This window comes from Paenibacillus chungangensis (assembly GCF_042675905.1).
Taxonomy (GTDB): Bacteria; Bacillota; Bacilli; order Paenibacillales; family Paenibacillaceae; genus Pristimantibacillus; species Pristimantibacillus chungangensis.
This window is the reverse complement of sequence record NZ_JBHTJZ010000036.1, coordinates 23,008-38,654: the sequence shown is the minus strand read 5'-3', so window position 1 is coordinate 38,654 and position 15,647 is coordinate 23,008. Positions and strand designations below refer to the sequence as shown.

Below are 15,647 nucleotides of genomic sequence, written 5' to 3'. Positions count from 1 at the left end.
TCCATGAGCTTGCAGAAGCAAATTATTGAACGGCTTGGCGTCAAGCCGTTGATTAACCCGCAGGAAGAGATTCGCAAGAGAGTGGATTTCTTGAAGGAATATGTGAAGAAATCCGGTGCTTCCGGACTGCTGATCGCCATTAGCGGCGGCATAGACAGCGCTGTTGCGGCCGGATTATGTAAGCGCGCGACTGACGAGCTGAGCGAAGAGACGGGACAGCCGTATATGACGCTGGGGGTGTTCCAGCCTTACGGCCAGCAGTCGGACATTGCTGATAGCTATGCCGTCGCGGAAGCGTTAGGATTGGCGCATAAGGCGGAGACGAATATCGAGGAGGCGGTCGACGAGATCTCTCTCGAGGTGGAGCACGCCTTCAAGTCACTCGGCATGCCGCGCCACATTAGTCGCGGAGGCAAGGGGAATGTCAAGGCGCGAACGCGGATGGTCGTGCAATATGCGCTCGCGTTCGATCTGAACTTGCTAGTCGTCGGTACAGATCATGCATCGGAAGCGCTGACGGGTTTCTTCACGAAGTGGGGCGACGGAGCGGTCGATATTACGCCGCTCAGCTCTCTGAACAAGCGGCAGGTCCGTGAGCTTGCGTCCCATCTGGGCGTGCCTCAGTCCGTGCTGGATAAGGCGCCGACCGCAGGGCTCTGGGATGGTCAGACAGACGAAGGAGAGCTTGGCATCAAGTACAGCGACAATAACGATTATCTAGAGGGTAAGGAGATCTCGCCCGACATCCGCGAGAAGCTGGAGCGGCAATACTTAAAGACAGAGCATAAGCGTTCTCCGATCCCCGGTATATAGCGGCAAGCGAAAGTCAAGACTGCTGGCAGATGCAACAGGCTGTCCGGCAGTCTTTTTTTCGTGTCCATCGTCCATCATACGTTCACAATGTTGTTGGCGATATGACTCGAAGGAGTCATGCCGTTCGCGCGAGTACTTGATACAATGAACGTTATGGGAAATTAGGGTGGCGTTAGCATCAGAATACGTCAATAGTCATGTGCTGAAAGAATGGAGGTACATATGTTGAAACGAATACTGGCAGCGGTTTTTATGACAACGGCCATATTAGCAGGTGTGCTTTTGCCGATGACGCTGGGAGCGGATGGCATTGTCTTCGGACAGGATGCTGCGGCCATCGCCGAAGCTGCAGGGGAGCATGATCATCATGCGGATGGCGATGGCGATCATAGCCATTTCGGCGGACAGCGGCTTATGGTTGTGATGCGGATAGCGGAAGTGGTCGCTGCGGCAGCGGCGGGGGGCTTCCTGTTTTTCCGCTATGTGTTGTATCGGAAGGAGAAGCTTCCTATTCCAGGCGCATTCACTCCGGAGGCGGAGCGGTACTTGATGTTCGTCGTTGCCATGATCTGGCTCATGACGGGGTGGGCAAGAATCGGGATGCTGATGGATCAATTCGACGGGATCCCGTTCGGCACGATCGTGGCATCGACGACAATTGGCAAGATGGCGGTCATTCGTCTCGGCGGAGCATTGCTATTGGCCTTGCTCACATTCGCGCCGGAGCGCGAGAAGCTGTGGGCCAATCCGCTGAAGGGGGTGACGGTGATCGGCCTGATCGTCACCTTCCCGCTGACGGGTCACGCCTATGCCGTTGCTTCCGGAGCTGCTGCGGCGGTCTCGTCACATGCGCTGCACATCGCTTTCGCGTCTGTCTGGGCTGGCGGGCTGGCTGGGTTATGGGCTGTCAGCTTCGGCATCGACCGTGCAGACCAGCTTAACCGTCTGGCAGTGACATTCTCTCGATGGGCGCTCGTCAGCATCGTCATTATTATAGGCAGCGGAGTGTGGCTGGCGATCGTCCATCTGTCCTCATGGCGGGAGCTCTGGATGAGCGAGTACGGCATCATTGTTCTGACGAAGAGCGTGCTGATGCTGCTTATCGTCTTCATCGGCATCCTTCACCGCAGCAAGCTTATGGGACTGCTGGATCGGGGGCAGGAACGCAGCTTCCTGACAGCGGTCCGCATGGAGATCGTGGCGGCGGTCGCTCTGTTCCTGCTGGCAGGCTGGCTGTCTTCGACTTCACCTGCTCCGGTGGAGGCGAGCGCGCTGGGGGACAAGCCTTTCTATTGGCATGAGATGGGCGAGGAAGCTCATATGACGCTTCGCATGAATGAAGGTGCAGCTCCAGGCGAGCAGCTCGTGAGGCTGTATGTATGGCTGCCGGAAGGGCAAGGAGCACCGAAGTCTATAGCAGTCGGCTACCGTAGTGGAGATGACGACACTACTGCCGAGGTGAACATTCCGATGGAGCCGATGCCGGAAGGGCAGGAGAAGACGTTTGATTTTCCGGGGTTCACGAAGTACAGCTACTCTGCTGAAGGCGGCTACCTGCCACCCGAAGCGTCCGGCGAGGTCATCGTGAAGCTAACGGATGCCAACGGGAAAGCATTTCACTATAAACGCCAATTTCCTTAGTACTGAGCGTATTAGCATTATCGTTAAGCGTTGACTTTGCATCCGTCATTTGCTAAGCTCACCAACAAAGACAAGAACGGGTGATGGTATGATAACGGGAATCGGTCATGATATGACGGATGTGGCACGGATTGCGGAAGCAATCGAAGGAAAGGCGGGACAGCGCTTTAGAGAACGAGTGCTGACGGAGGCGGAACGCAAGCTGGCCTCAAGCTATTCGGGAGCGCGGCTGCACGGCTTTGTAGCGGGGCGCTTCGCCGCCAAGGAAGCCGTTGTGAAGGCTTTCGGCTGCGGTATCGGCGCCGTGCTTGGCTTTCAGGATATAGAGATTATGCCTGATGGGAGCGGCAGGCCGATCTGCACGCTTGACGAAGCGGCTTGGAGCAGACTGGGCTTGCCACCGGAGGGCATTCGGCTTCACGTGACGATTACGCATGAGAAGAGCATAGCTTCCGCATTTGCGGTTGCGGAGCGAGTATAAAGGGGACCTTTTGCCCATACTTGGAATGTATTGTAGCAAGCAGGGCGAAAGGAGTGATCATTCATGAATGATGATGATAAACGCGGTGTAAGGCGGGGGAGACCGCATCGCTTCAGGACGGGAGAATGGGTGCAGTGCGGCGGCGTGTACAGTGACGATTGGGGAGAGAATATGATGCTGCTTCAAGGCGATCTGTTCCCCGGCAACCCGCAGATGGGACATACAAGCTGGACGCTGCAAGGGCCTTCCATGGGCATTAGGCAACCGAATAGCGGCTGGAACCGGTATGATGCCGGCTTCTAGAGCAAAGAAAGGATATGCCGGGGTTGCCGTAAGCAACTGGCCGGTCATATCCTTTTTTTTGCTGCTGGGGCAACTTTCTTCCTTCAATCCAATGCAGAGCCTGCAAGCCACGCGGCAAGTCCGCTAATCTCCTCCTCGCTCAGTATGTCCATGTACGGCTGCATAAGTCCGCCGCCCTCCTGTATCCGCGTTGCAATTCCCTCGAAGCTCATGCGCTCGCCCACCTGCTGCAGATTCGTATTGCCGCCGACCAGCCCCTGAAGCTCGCTGCCGTGGCAACTCAGGCAATGGGCTCTATATACGGCTTCTATGTCGGTGGGAGCGTCCTTCAGTCTGACCTTGTCTTCATCGCTGCTGCTGCCGCAGCCTGAGAGCAGCATAAGCAGCAGCAGCGCTGCGACGGCGATGAGAGGCGTGGCAAGGCTTCGCCTCCGTTGAAGTCGTGCATATGGCAGACCAGTCATCTTCATAAGCGCATCCCTCCTATGTTATTAACCTATTAACCCGTATAATAAAGGATAGTGTATGAACGAACAACATGGACCGCACGGAATGTGCGATAATGGACACAATTCGTGTAACGCATTATACACAATTGTGGAAAGGCAAGGGGAACAGGAGTCATGATGACAATGTCAACAGAGCAATATTTCAGTACGGAGCTGCTGGCCTGGTACCGGCTGCAGAAGCGTGATCTGCCGTGGAGACAGAATCGCGATCCTTATCGCATATGGGTATCGGAGATTATGCTGCAGCAGACGAGGGTGGATACGGTCATCCCGTATTATCTGAGGTTCATGGAAAAGTTCCCGACTGTGCGTGCGCTGGCGGAGGCGCCGGAGGAGGAAGTGCTTAAGTGCTGGGAAGGGCTCGGCTATTATTCTCGGGCAAGGAATCTGCAGGCTGGCGCCAGAACGGTCGCAGACCTGTATGACGGCATTATTCCGGATGACACGGCCTCCGTATCGGGCTTGAAGGGAGTGGGCCCCTATACGACCGGCGCCATTATGAGCATCGCCTTCAACCGCCCTGAGCCCGCCGTAGACGGCAACGTGATGCGCGTGTTGTCGCGCTACTTCTGTCTGGAGGAGGACATCGCGCGGCCGGCTACTCGGGTCAGCATCGAGAAGCTTGCCGCATCACTCATTCCGGAAGGAGAGGCGGGGGATTTCAATCAGGCGCTGATGGAGCTAGGAGCGCTTGTCTGTACTCCGAAGTCGCCGGGCTGCCTGACCTGTCCGGTCATGGAGCATTGCGCGGCGCGTATCGCGGGCCGTGAGCTGGAGCTGCCCGTCAAGACGAAGGCGAAGCCGCCTCGTGTGGAGCTGCGAGCGAGTGTCATCGTCACGGGGCGAGGAGAACAGGAGGGCAAGGTGCTCGTCCGGCAGAGGCCGGATTCCGGACTGTTGGCTGGTATGTGGGAGTTGCCTCATATCCTGCTTCCGGACGGCGGCAAGATGTGGTTCCCGGAATCGGAGCGGGAGCGGAACAGTGAAGCTACGGAGCAACTGGCGCGGCTTGTCGACGAGGAAGCAGGCGTGTTGATCCGGCCGCACGGCATACGTGAAGATGCGGATCATCTATTCAGCCATATTCATTGGAAGATGCGCATCTACGAAGCGGATACGGGGAAGGCAGACGATGCGGTGGAACCGCTAGCCGCGGCGGAAGCACCAGCTCCCTATCACGTATCTTCGCCTTATAGATGGATTGGCAAGGAGGATATGGGGGAGCTTCCGTTCCCGAATCTCTTCCTGCGCATACTGAACGACTACTGGGAAGGCAAGAGACAACGTTAACATGCAATCATATTCACAGATGATAAGAAGGGGATGGCAATCATGGCACTAGAGGGGAATATGCAGGAGCTGCTGCTGAAGCACAAGATTGTTGCGATATTAAGAGGGGTGGAGGAGTCTTACGCCGACGATACGGCCAGAGCGTTGATCGAGGGCGGCATTCGGCTGATGGAGATCACGATGAATACGGAAGGCGCTACCGGCATGATCGAACGATGGCGGACGATATTCGGAACGAAAGCGGCGATCGGTGCGGGTACCGTCACGGATATCCGGCTAGCAGAGCAGGCGGTGGCTGCCGGTGCGCAATTCCTCATCTCGCCCAACTTGGACGAAGAGGTAATCGCGTACGGCAAGGAGCGCGGCGTTGCAGTGTGGCCAGGCGTGATGACGCCAACCGAGATTGTGAAGGCCTGGAAGGCGGGAGCAGAAGCCGTCAAGTTATTCCCGATGGGAACGCTCGGCGTCGGTTACTTGAAAGAAATTCGCGCACCGCTCGACCATATCCCGATCATGGCTACAGGAGGAGTCGATCTGCACAACATTCGGGATTACTTCCAAGCGGGAGCATGCGCGGTCGGCATGGGCGGCAAGCTGGTCAATCTGGACTGGGCCAGTGCGGGTGAATTCCATAAAATTGCGGAACGCGCCAAGTCCTTCACGGATGCAATAAGAGACCTATAAGGTGAGGAGGCGGTTCTAGCGCAATGGAATTAGTGGGGATTGCACTATCTGCAGCGGCTGGGGCAGCGCTGCTAGCCGCTGCCGCATTATGGCGAATCGGAGCAGCAAGCCAGCAGCCGAAGGTCGTGCCGAACGACGCCGTGCCGGATGAGCGCATGCAGTGGAACGAGACAGCCTTCTCAAGCGGCGGCTCCCGACTGGCAGGTTGGCTGCTACGGCCAGTTGGCGGGGCGAGCGAGAGCACGCCGCTGGTTATCATCGCTCACGGCTGGGGCTCCAATCGCTCCAGAGTGCTGCGTTATGCGTATCCGCTGTGCGAAGCAGGGTATGCCGTGCTCCTGTACGACGCTAGAAGTCATGGGGACAGCGAGCGTATGAGAGCTCCGTCGGCGCTTATGTTCAGAGACGATGTGTTGGCCGCTGTGCGTTATGCACGGACGCTGCCGGGTATCGATCCCGAGCGAATTGCGCTGCTGGGCCATTCGCTGGGCGGCTTCGGCTCCTTGCTTGCGCTTGCGGAAGGACTGGACGTGAGGGCGATCGTGACGGACTCCATGCCGGTCAAGTTCGAGACGATGCTGCAGGCAGAATTGAAGCGCAAGGGATTGCCGAAGTTCCCGCTGGCGTATGTGATTCCTGCGGTATGGCTGCTTCGGGCTGGCATATCACGGGAGCAGTTCCGCAGGGCGGATATCTCTGCAATCTTGCAGGATAGGTGCCGGCGTACGGAGTCCCGCATTCCGATTCTGATGATCCATTCGCACGGAGACGATTTCATTCCGGCCTCCGACTTGCAGCAGCTGGAGAAGCAGTTGCCGGAGGGATGCTTGCAGACGTTGTATGTGTTGGCGGAAGGGCATAGCGCCTCTCAGCAGGACCCTGCGTTCTGGAATAGCGTGCTGCCGTTCCTGCATGCTGCTTTTCTGAAGGAATAACGCGCTGCTGATTAATGGGCGGGCGGCTGCGTTCCGGGCATCATTTTGCGTTAGCAGCATAAGATGGGTATGAGGACAAGGGAGGCGATGACGGGTGAGAAGGACAGTTATGAAGCTGGTATTGCTGTTGCTTGTGGTGGGCGCGATATACGCTATGGAGCTGAAGCTGGACCTGTTCCCTCCGTCCACAGAGACAAGGGACAGCGTATCCGTCCATTACCGCTCGGCGGAGACGGAACAAGCGGAATCCCCCCTTGTCCAGACCGACCATCGCCAAGCTGTCGCCCCTCCTGTCGAAGAGGAGTACAGGGAACTGGAATTGGAGATTGCCGAAGGCTTCCGCTCCAGATTGGAACGGTTCACTCTTTCCCACAAAGGGGAGAGAGAGAAGCTGTCGGAGATGATGAGCGATATTGTCAAATCCGCGCTAAGGCGGGACGATTACTCCGCTTATATATTGGAGTCTTATTTGTATACGATCCGCAGCTTGGGCAATCTGTCCAGAATTACGATCGAGGCGCATTATCGTGAGACGAAGGAGGAGACGGCTGCGGTAGACCGCAAGGTGAGCGAGACGCTGGCCGGGATCATTACGCCCGCTATGGACGAACACGAGAAGGTCAAGGCCATTCACGACTGGATTGTTACGCATGTCGCTTATGACGAGTCGTTGACTTATTATACCGCTTACGACGCGATCGATCACGGACAGACGGTATGCCAAGGCTACGCCTTGCTGGGCTATAAAATGCTGAAGGCGTCCGGCATTCCCGTACTCATAGCGGAAGGGACGGTGAACACGGGCGAGCATGCGTGGAATATGGTTCAGCTGGAAGGGGAGTGGTACCATCTGGATCTGACATGGGATGACCCCGTAGGCGCCGACCCGGAGGGGGCCATAAGCTATAAGTATTACCTGAAAAGTGATGAAGAGCTTCGCAGTGACCACGCCTGGACGATGAGCTATCCTGAGGCTGGCGTAGTCTATGCGGATACATTGACAGCATTGGCGGAATCAGGCGGAGAACGGGAAGCGCGGCGATACGCCAGGCTGAAGCTGGCACTCGGTCTGCATTGGCTAGATGCGGAGCGAACGGTAAGCGGCGAGGAGCAGCTGAAGAGGATCATTGCGGAGGCGGTGCGTACCGGTTCATCGCAATTGCAATTCCGTTATGTCGATGGCCCTTCCTTCCCGGATGCGCTCAAGGCCGCCGTACAGCATGAAGGAGGTTCGTACGGATACAGAGCGAGCTACGAACCTTATGGGCGCGACGGCTCCTTACTTGTAGATTTGCAACTACAATACCGGTAAGGTGATTGGGCCGTCCAGCCTTATAACATGCCTCTTAGAGTGGCAACAGACTAACCCGCAAGCTTATGCTTGCGGGTCTTCTCTACGCGCTGCGGTCATCTGCTGCCATATGGTGCCGGCTGCTTCTTCCCCGCGCTGGATGCGCTCCATCGCGATCTTCGCTTGCAACTGCACTTCGAATTCAGGATCGTTGCCCGCTCTCTGCAGGGCCGGAAGCGCGGTGTCGTCCCCGACTTCATAGAGGAAGCGGGCTGCGCGCCAGCGAACCAGCTTGTTCTTATCCTCCAGCGCATCGATCATCGCGCCGATCGCATCCTTGTCACCGAGGTCGGATAGCGTATCGCCGGCCGTCCGTCTGACGGATGCGGAAGAATCCTTCAGCGCCCTAATCAGCAGTCGCAGCGCGTCCTTATTGGCAATATCGCCGAGATAGATAACGGCGAGCCGTCTGATAGAGGCATTGTCGTCGGTGATTGCCCGTTCCAGCAGAGGCAGGCCTTCAGGGGCGCTGACGTATCTCTCCAGCGCTGCATAGCGAGTCTGCCACATCTCCGACTTGAACTGCTCCTGGACCTCTTCCAGCGTCAGCGGAGCGGGCCGGACGGGAATTGTAGCTTCTCTCATATCCGATGCTCCCATGGCTTGAGCGGCTTTCACCAGCTCGTCCAGCCTCTCTGATGTATAGGAGGCTTCCAGCTCTCGTACAATCTCAGAGGCGATCTCCTCCGGATCGCCGTAGCGGACGCCGAACTCCTCCAGCTTGCGCTCCAGAATCATGGAAGCTCCTGCGGCGTTGCCCACCGCCTCGGCGAATTGCGGCGGCAATGCAGCACGGACCTCGCTGTCTCCTGTACGCACTCGCACTTGCATCGGAATGCCGCGATACATCTGGACTAGCGCTTGTGATTCTCCGAAGCCTGTGGCGATGCCGTCGCCGCCTGTGGCGCGGTCTGCGCCGTCTTCGCTATTAAGAAGCGCTCTGACGTCCGTCAGTATGCGGGCCCAATCCGCTCCCGGCTTGCGATCCAGCGCAATAAAGTCGGCCGTTCGGAACAATCCTCTTACCCCATCGATTCGCAGTAGGCTGCCGAGAGGCTCTGGCGCCTCTTCATATTGCTTGGCTGTATACGTTAAGCGTCGTCCGCGCGGCAACATCTCGTCGACGTTCAATTTCATGGAATTCGGACTTGGCGTCGGTTCTATAGAGATCAACTTCATAATCAGTATCCCCTCCTTACCTGTAACTATATCATGATTGCGAGATAACGTTCAAAATAGACCGCTGATCGCTATCTTTTCGGTCGCGGTCTCGTCCACGCGAACAGCTCCCGGAATTTGCATTGACTACTTCACGCTGGTATCTTTAAGGAACATCGGAAATGTCAACATAGATGCTTTTTAGAAACAAAGACGAGACGACAAGGAGGCAGAACGTTTGCGCTTTAAAAGATATGCCAATCAAGAATTTATCGAACAGCACAATTCCTTCAAACAGTTCAAGAGATGGCGTCAGGAACGCATTCGCAAGCTTCGAGATAAGGACTACTCTTATATCATACCCCATGTTGAGCCCGATAGAGCATTCATTAAGGCTAATAAGCTGCTGCCTACAATTACCTGGATTGGCCACTCTACATTCTTCATCCAACACAGCGGTCTCAATGTCATGACGGATCCCGTATGGGCGGAGCAGATGGCGTTCCAGAAGAGGCTTGCTCCGCCCGGTCTGCCGATTGACGACATTCCTCCCGTCGATGTTATCCTTATCTCGCATTCTCACTACGACCATTTGAATGTTGCATCCCTGCGACGATTGACAGGAGAGAGGCTCCTGCTAGTGCCCTCCGGACTGAAGTCCAAGCTGAAGCTGAAGGGGTTCCGGAAGGTGGAGGAGCTGAACTGGTGGGAGTCCGTGACGGTAGGCGATGTCAAGTTCACATTCGTTCCCTCACAGCACTGGACGAGGCGCAATCCGTGGGACATGAACACCTCGCATTGGGGGGGCTGGGTGATGGAATCAGTCGGGGGCAGTTTAATCGACGGGAGTGAAGAGGCGGCTGCGCAATCTAACGTCTCAGCAGCGCAAGAATATACTCCTGAAGCCGATACCACGCCACTACATTTGCCTGCGCGCAGGGCCCGCCCGACGGTTTCGCCGGCGCCTACTGTTTATTTTGCGGGGGACAGCGGCTACTTCAAGGGCTTCAAGGAGATCGGAGATCGCTTCTCGATCGATGTAGCGTTAATGCCCATCGGCGCTTACGAGCCGGAATGGTTCATGGGTCCGCAGCATGTGACGCCGGAGGAAGCACTTCAGGCGTTCCAGGATGTAGGCGCTCGCTGGTTCGTCCCGATGCACTACGGCGCGTTCAAGCTGGCTGACGATACACCGCTTGAAGCGCTGGATCGACTGGAAGCGGAGCGGGCAAGACGAGCAATCGATACCGAGCGACTGATTCTGCTGCCCCACGGCGAGACATGGCGCTTATGGACAGAACAGTAGATGGGCGAAGAGGATTATCATGCAATCCAAAATGCCATAAAGCGTTCGTTTCTTCATTGGACTGTGCTATAATAGTTCGAGAATAATGAAATAGTGAATATAGATAAGAAGGACGGGGTATAATCCATGATTAGCACAAACGGTGTCACGCTTCGCTACGGGAAGCGCGCGCTTTTTGAAGATGTAAATATCAAGTTCACGCCTGGCAATTGCTACGGTCTGATCGGGGCCAACGGCGCGGGCAAATCCACATTCCTGAAAATATTATCCGGCGAGATCGAGCCGAACTCCGGCGAGGTTCATATGACGCCCGGAGAGCGCTTCGCGGTGCTGAAGCAGAACCATTATGAATATGACGAGTTCCAGGTTCTGGAGACGGTCATTATGGGTCACAAGAAGCTCTATGACGTTATGAAGGAGAAGGACGCGCTGTATGCGAAGGCGGACTTCACGGATGAAGACGGCATGCGCGCCGGCGAGCTGGAAGCGGAATTCGCCGAGATGAACGGATGGGAAGCGGAATCCGAGGCGGCGGAGATGCTCAATGGTCTGGGCATTACACCGGATATGCACGACAAGAAGATGGCTGAGCTTGACGGCAATGAGAAGGTTCGCGTATTGCTGGCGCAAGCATTGTTCGGCTCGCCGCAAATCCTGCTTCTCGATGAGCCTACGAACCACTTGGACATCGAATCGATACGCTGGCTGGAGAATTTCCTGGCTGACTATGAAGGTACGGTTATCGTGGTCAGCCATGACCGTCACTTCCTGAACACGGTATGTACGCACATCGCGGATATCGACTTCGGCAAGATCCAGATGTACGTCGGCAACTACGACTTCTGGTACGAGTCCAGCCAGCTTGCTCTGTCGCTCATGCGCTCTGAGAACAAGAAGAAGGAAGACAAGATCAAGGAGCTGCAGGCGTTCATTCAGCGCTTCAGCGCCAACAAGTCGAAGTCGAAGCAAGCAACTTCCCGGAAGAAGCTGCTGGATAAGATCTCGCTGGATGACATTCGTCCATCCAACCGGAAGTATCCGTTCATCCAGTTCAAGGGCGAACGCGAAGCAGGCAAGCAATTGCTGCTTGTGGAAGGACTGACGAAGACCATTGATGGCGAGAAGGTCATTGATAACTTGACCATTACGATCAATAAAGGCGACAAGGTCGCATTCGTCGGGCCGAACGGCTTGCCGAAGACGACGTTTTTCCAATTGCTGATGGGCGAGCTGGAGCCGGACGCGGGCACTTATTCCTGGGGCGTTACGACGAAGCAGGCCTACTTCCCTAAGGACAATTCCGCCTACTTCGATGGGGTCGATCTGAATCTGGTGGAATGGCTGCGTCAATATTCTACAGATCCGGACGAGACGTTCCTGCGCGGCTTCCTGGGCCGTATGCTCTTCTCTGGCGACGAGGCTATGAAGAAGGCGAACGTGCTGTCCGGAGGTGAGAAGGTGCGCTGTATGCTGTCGAAGATGATGCTGGAGGGCGCGAACGTCTTCTTGATGGATGAACCGACGAACCACTTGGATCTGGAGTCCATTACCGCGCTGAACAACGGCCTGATAGAGACAGACTGCACTATTCTGTTCACTTCGCATGACCATCAGTTCGTGCAGACGGTTGCGAATCGTATCGTCGAGATTACGCCGGGAGGCGTCATTGACCGCATGACGACTTACGACGAGTACTTGGAGAATAAGGAAATTCAGACCATTCGCGAGCGCATGTACGCAGACCAATAATAATGGAACCGCCGCTTCGGGAACTAACCCGCAAGCGGCGTTTGCTATTTCAGAGAACGATACACCAGTAGTTGTTGCATCCATGCATAAAAGTACGCATAAGGTCAACACTGTTTCTCTAGACCCACACGACTTGAATCGGGTATGATACGAAATGACATTGTCTAGAGATTGGCAGGAGGCGTAACAACATGACTCAGTATGATGATATCAAACAAGGCGAGAAGGGCGCTTGGGTCAGCATCAGCGCATATGTGGTGTTATCCGTCCTGAAGCTGGGAGCGGGCTATTGGTTCTTGTCCGGAGCACTCGTCGCGGACGGTTACAATAATTTGACGGATATTATTGCTTCGGTAGCCGTATTGATCGGATTGAAAATATCGCAAAAGCCGCCAGACAAGGATCATCCCTACGGTCACTTCAGAGCGGAGACGATCTCCGCGCTTGTCGCATCGTTCATTATGGCAACCGTCGGTGTACAAGTGTTAATCAGTGCGGGCAAGTCGTTGATGGAGGGCTCTCAGCATACACCAGACATGATTACGGCCTGGATTGCGCTATTGTCTGCTGCTGGAATGGGCGGCGTCTACTTGTATAACAGCAGGCTGGCGCGCCGGATTAACAATAGTGCGCTTATGGCCGCATCTAAGGACAACCTGTCTGATGCGCTGGTAAGTATAGGAGCCGCTGTCGGCATTATCGGGGCTCAATTCGGCTTGCCCTGGCTTGATCCTGTAGCAGCGCTCGCGGTAGGCATCATTATATGCAAGACGGCATGGGACATCTTCTACAGCTCCACGCACGCGTTAACGGACGGCTTCGACGAGAAGGAGTTGGAGACGCTGCAGGCGACTATCGCGAAGACGAAGGGCGTTCACGCGATTAAGGACATCAAGGCCAGAGTACATGGAAGCAATGTGCTTATAGATGTCATCGTGCAGGTTGATCCGGAGCTTTCCCTTATAGAAAGCCATAGAATCAGCGACGATATTGAGCGACGTATGGGAAGGAAGCATAATATTATGAGCGTGCACGTACATGTCGAGCCGCTTGACGGCCACCCAAAGCTGCCTCAGTCGCAGTCTTAAACCGGCTTGATCCGGGAATCTACAGGCTAGTAAATTGTGGGATTTTGCTTGATTATGGTGAAAAATGAGTCAAAAGACCTATTCCATTAATGAGAGAGTCCTAATGTATATGAGAATATACTCATGATGAAAATGTCAATTATCGCTTGAATAATCGTCAATTAGTACATGATGGGAAAGGCGTCTCCGAGTTCGGAGACGCCTTTTATTAATTTTTTCTTAGCAAAAAAGGGTAATCCGCTGTTCCCATAAGCCCCTGTGCCTATTTAGGAACATCGGTCGATGACTGCCTCCCCGCATCCCACTTACAATGAATGCGAAGCGCCGGACAAGCGGCAGCAACAATTACTTCTCAGGGAGGCGTATTCTTCATGAATTATTCCATAAAGCAAAAAGCGGTGACCGTAACCTTATCGGCAGCGCTATTATTGGGATCGGCAGCCATGCTGCCTGCTCCTGCAGCTTACGCGGCTACAGCAACTGCCGAAGTGCAGTGGGGTGTGAATATGCGAACCGCACCTTCTACATCAGGAACGATCATCCGCATGCTGAAGAAAGGCGAAGAGGTTGCAATTATCGAGCAGGCAAGCAGCGGCTGGTACAAAATAAGCGACAGCAGCGGTCGGACAGGCTATATTTCATCCTCATCCAAGTATACGAAAGTAACAGAATCCGGTTCTTCTTCCTCATCAGGACAAGATGCTGTGGCGGCTATGAATGCGGTCGTGAAGCGCTCGGTATCCTTCCGTCAAGGACCGTCGACGTCCTCGGATCGTATTCGCTATCTGAAGAGCGGCGAGCAAGTGCAAGTGACAAGCAAGTACAACAGCTACTGGTACGAAGCAGTTGATTCTCGCGGTGTGAAGGGCTATGTATCTGCCAACTCCAAGTATTTGGACCTGAATGGCACTGTTTCCGGTGGAAATGGCAGCAGTAGCAATACTGGCAGCGCGGGTTCGGGAGGAAGCAACTCGACGGACTCCGGACAGAATGAGGGTACGGCAAGCAATGCTTCTGTCGAGAAGGTAATTGCGGCGGGCTTGAAATATTTGGGTACGCCATATGAGTTCGGCTCTAATCGTAACTCCACCAAAACGTTCGATTGCTCCGACTTTGTAAGACGCGCATTCATTGACGGCGTCGGCGTTACGCTGCCGGCAGATTCCCGCCAGCAAGGGGATTATGTGAAGAAGAAAGGCAATGCGACGACGAATATTAATAATTTGAAACGCGGCGACCTGATGTTCTTCATGTCCTATAAAGGCACCAGCGCGTCCGCATACAGCGGCGTGAACAAAGCTTCTCAGCGCATTACACATGTAGGCATCTACCTCGGCGACGGGAAGATTCTGCATACGTACTCCAAAGAGAGCGGCGGCGTGAAGACAAACAGTATTAAAGGCACACACTGGGAACACCGCTTCCTGTTCGGCGGAAGCGCATTGTAATCCCGCTGAAGCATAAATAAAAAAGAAAGTCTCCGATTCCCAGCTCTTGCTGTGCTAATCGGAGACTTCTTGTCTATAGAGACATTATTTTTATGGATACTGAATCTCTTTGCTTGGCTTGCTCGGCAAGCCTTCTCTTCTTGCGTACCTTGGCGCGAATGAACAGGAATATTAAAATGATCGGCGTGGCGATCAGGAAAATATAGAGCGAGACGTCCTTCACCATCGACTCCGCGGAGCGACCATACAAGTAGAACATGGCTCCGACGACGTAGAACTTGGCAGCTCTTCCGACTGCGGCATAAGCCATCAATCGCCATAATGGAAAGTTGAGAACACCCGACAGGATTGTAAACACTTTAAAAGGGATTGGCGTAAAGGAGCCTAGTAAAATGGCGGCTTCGCCATTTTTCTGAAATTTATCGGTAGCGGCATCAATCCACTCCTTCTTCAAGAAGCGGTACAATACGGACTTCCCCATCAGCTTTCCTAGATAATAACCGACCGGCGTGCCTACTAAGCAAGCGATGTAACCGACGGTTGCCAACCATAAGGCTGAAGTAGGATTAATCAAACTTAAGGACACCTGTGTGAAAAAGGCCGGTATGGGAAAAATAACGGCATCCAGAAACGAGTGAATGACGAGTCCCCAAGGGCCGTAATCCTTCAAAAAATCGATTACAGCTTGAAACATGTAAGAGGCTCCTTTGTGTTCGACTTATCTGTTAAGTATAGCATAACGCCAATGCTCCATCCTGCAAAAATAATTGGATTACTCCCTGAGCAAAGCTGCGCATAATAGTCACTACGTAAGGCAAGGAGTATAGTTTCAACAAATATAAGAAAACCTATATGGCGCTTATAACCATTCAAAAATAATTCTTCTCCAAC

Annotated in this window: 15 protein-coding genes; 12 read left to right on the top strand and 3 right to left on the bottom strand. The window is 54.5% G+C overall.

Annotated elements, in window-relative coordinates:
* Positions 1-3 precede the first annotated feature (3 nt).
* From nadE to ACFQ2I_RS19070, 4 genes are all read left to right on the top strand, one after another.
* On the top strand, positions 4-813 hold the full coding sequence (gene nadE / locus ACFQ2I_RS19085; protein WP_377567060.1) for an ammonia-dependent NAD(+) synthetase: 810 nt from the start codon (positions 4-6) through the stop codon (positions 811-813).
* 222 nt (positions 814-1,035) lie between these two features.
* Entirely contained in the window at positions 1,036-2,454 is a 1,419-nt protein-coding gene (locus ACFQ2I_RS19080; protein WP_377567058.1) for a copper resistance D family protein, read from the top strand.
* A gap of 88 nt (positions 2,455-2,542) precedes the next feature.
* On the top strand, positions 2,543-2,935 hold the full coding sequence (acpS, locus tag ACFQ2I_RS19075) for a holo-ACP synthase (RefSeq protein WP_377567056.1): 393 nt from the start codon (positions 2,543-2,545) through the stop codon (positions 2,933-2,935).
* Positions 2,936-2,998: 63 nt separating this feature from the next.
* Complete coding sequence (locus ACFQ2I_RS19070; RefSeq protein ID WP_377567055.1) at positions 2,999-3,238, top strand: hypothetical protein; 240 nt, start codon at positions 2,999-3,001, stop codon at positions 3,236-3,238.
* Positions 3,239-3,321: 83 nt separating this feature from the next.
* On the opposite strand, the gene ACFQ2I_RS19065 is transcribed toward ACFQ2I_RS19070, so the two are convergent.
* Complete coding sequence (locus ACFQ2I_RS19065) at positions 3,322-3,708, bottom strand: c-type cytochrome (protein WP_377567054.1); 387 nt, start codon at positions 3,706-3,708, stop codon at positions 3,322-3,324.
* Between the two features lie 153 nt (positions 3,709-3,861).
* Between ACFQ2I_RS19065 and mutY the strand changes: the two genes are divergently transcribed.
* The 4 genes from mutY to ACFQ2I_RS19045 all read left to right on the top strand — a co-directional run bounded on the left by mutY (position 3,862) and on the right by ACFQ2I_RS19045 (position 7,968).
* A complete protein-coding gene (gene mutY, locus ACFQ2I_RS19060; RefSeq protein ID WP_377567052.1) occupies positions 3,862-5,037 on the top strand; it encodes an A/G-specific adenine glycosylase in 1,176 nt (391 codons plus the stop codon).
* A 42-nt stretch (positions 5,038-5,079) separates the two neighbouring features.
* Entirely contained in the window at positions 5,080-5,721 is a 642-nt protein-coding gene (locus ACFQ2I_RS19055; RefSeq protein ID WP_377567050.1) for a bifunctional 4-hydroxy-2-oxoglutarate aldolase/2-dehydro-3-deoxy-phosphogluconate aldolase, read from the top strand.
* A 23-nt stretch (positions 5,722-5,744) separates the two neighbouring features.
* Positions 5,745-6,656: an alpha/beta hydrolase gene (locus tag ACFQ2I_RS19050; protein ID WP_377567048.1), complete on the top strand. Its 912-nt coding sequence runs from the start codon at positions 5,745-5,747 to the stop codon at positions 6,654-6,656.
* 94 nt (positions 6,657-6,750) lie between these two features.
* Positions 6,751-7,968 (top strand): transglutaminase domain-containing protein, encoded by a 1,218-nt coding sequence (locus ACFQ2I_RS19045; RefSeq protein ID WP_377567046.1) that lies wholly within the window; start codon positions 6,751-6,753, stop codon positions 7,966-7,968.
* Positions 7,969-8,031: 63 nt separating this feature from the next.
* On the opposite strand, the gene ACFQ2I_RS19040 is transcribed toward ACFQ2I_RS19045, so the two are convergent.
* Complete coding sequence (locus ACFQ2I_RS19040) at positions 8,032-9,186, bottom strand: conserved virulence factor C family protein (protein ID WP_377567044.1); 1,155 nt, start codon at positions 9,184-9,186, stop codon at positions 8,032-8,034.
* 217 nt (positions 9,187-9,403) lie between these two features.
* Here ACFQ2I_RS19040 and ACFQ2I_RS19035 point away from each other — a divergent pair, with 217 nt between their 5' ends.
* The 4 genes from ACFQ2I_RS19035 to ACFQ2I_RS19020 all read left to right on the top strand — a co-directional run bounded on the left by ACFQ2I_RS19035 (position 9,404) and on the right by ACFQ2I_RS19020 (position 14,756).
* Positions 9,404-10,471 carry an MBL fold metallo-hydrolase gene (locus ACFQ2I_RS19035; RefSeq protein ID WP_377567042.1) on the top strand — a complete coding sequence of 356 codons (1,068 nt, stop codon included), beginning with the start codon at positions 9,404-9,406 and terminating at the stop codon, positions 10,469-10,471.
* A gap of 126 nt (positions 10,472-10,597) precedes the next feature.
* Positions 10,598-12,220, top strand: a complete 1,623-nt coding sequence (locus ACFQ2I_RS19030) for an ABC-F family ATP-binding cassette domain-containing protein (protein ID WP_377567040.1) — start codon at positions 10,598-10,600, stop codon at positions 12,218-12,220.
* 191 nt (positions 12,221-12,411) lie between these two features.
* Positions 12,412-13,308: a cation diffusion facilitator family transporter gene (locus ACFQ2I_RS19025; protein ID WP_377567038.1), complete on the top strand. Its 897-nt coding sequence runs from the start codon at positions 12,412-12,414 to the stop codon at positions 13,306-13,308.
* 371 nt (positions 13,309-13,679) lie between these two features.
* Complete coding sequence (locus tag ACFQ2I_RS19020) at positions 13,680-14,756, top strand: C40 family peptidase (protein ID WP_377567036.1); 1,077 nt, start codon at positions 13,680-13,682, stop codon at positions 14,754-14,756.
* A gap of 73 nt (positions 14,757-14,829) precedes the next feature.
* Here ACFQ2I_RS19020 and ACFQ2I_RS19015 read toward each other — a convergent pair whose 3' ends face one another.
* Entirely contained in the window at positions 14,830-15,450 is a 621-nt protein-coding gene (locus tag ACFQ2I_RS19015; RefSeq protein ID WP_377567034.1) for a YqaA family protein, read from the bottom strand.
* Between the last annotated feature and the right edge of the window lie 197 nt (positions 15,451-15,647).

What these genes read in the sequence shown, in the direction of transcription:
- nadE (WP_377567060.1), top strand. Translation starts at nt 4, where the DNA reads ATGAGCTTGCAGAAGCAAATTATTGAACGGCTTGGCGTCAAGCCGTTG.
- ACFQ2I_RS19080 (WP_377567058.1), top strand. Translation starts at nt 1,036, where the DNA reads ATGTTGAAACGAATACTGGCAGCGGTTTTTATGACAACGGCCATATTA.
- acpS (WP_377567056.1), top strand. Translation starts at nt 2,543, where the DNA reads ATGATAACGGGAATCGGTCATGATATGACGGATGTGGCACGGATTGCG.
- ACFQ2I_RS19070 (WP_377567055.1), top strand. Translation starts at nt 2,999, where the DNA reads ATGAATGATGATGATAAACGCGGTGTAAGGCGGGGGAGACCGCATCGC.
- ACFQ2I_RS19065 (WP_377567054.1), bottom strand. Translation starts at nt 3,708, where the DNA reads ATGAAGATGACTGGTCTGCCATATGCACGACTTCAACGGAGGCGAAGC.
- mutY (WP_377567052.1), top strand. Translation starts at nt 3,862, where the DNA reads ATGATGACAATGTCAACAGAGCAATATTTCAGTACGGAGCTGCTGGCC.
- ACFQ2I_RS19055 (WP_377567050.1), top strand. Translation starts at nt 5,080, where the DNA reads ATGGCACTAGAGGGGAATATGCAGGAGCTGCTGCTGAAGCACAAGATT.
- ACFQ2I_RS19050 (WP_377567048.1), top strand. Translation starts at nt 5,745, where the DNA reads ATGGAATTAGTGGGGATTGCACTATCTGCAGCGGCTGGGGCAGCGCTG.
- ACFQ2I_RS19040 (WP_377567044.1), bottom strand. Translation starts at nt 9,186, where the DNA reads ATGAAGTTGATCTCTATAGAACCGACGCCAAGTCCGAATTCCATGAAA.
- ACFQ2I_RS19030 (WP_377567040.1), top strand. Translation starts at nt 10,598, where the DNA reads ATGATTAGCACAAACGGTGTCACGCTTCGCTACGGGAAGCGCGCGCTT.
- ACFQ2I_RS19025 (WP_377567038.1), top strand. Translation starts at nt 12,412, where the DNA reads ATGACTCAGTATGATGATATCAAACAAGGCGAGAAGGGCGCTTGGGTC.
- ACFQ2I_RS19020 (WP_377567036.1), top strand. Translation starts at nt 13,680, where the DNA reads ATGAATTATTCCATAAAGCAAAAAGCGGTGACCGTAACCTTATCGGCA.
- ACFQ2I_RS19015 (WP_377567034.1), bottom strand. Translation starts at nt 15,450, where the DNA reads ATGTTTCAAGCTGTAATCGATTTTTTGAAGGATTACGGCCCTTGGGGA.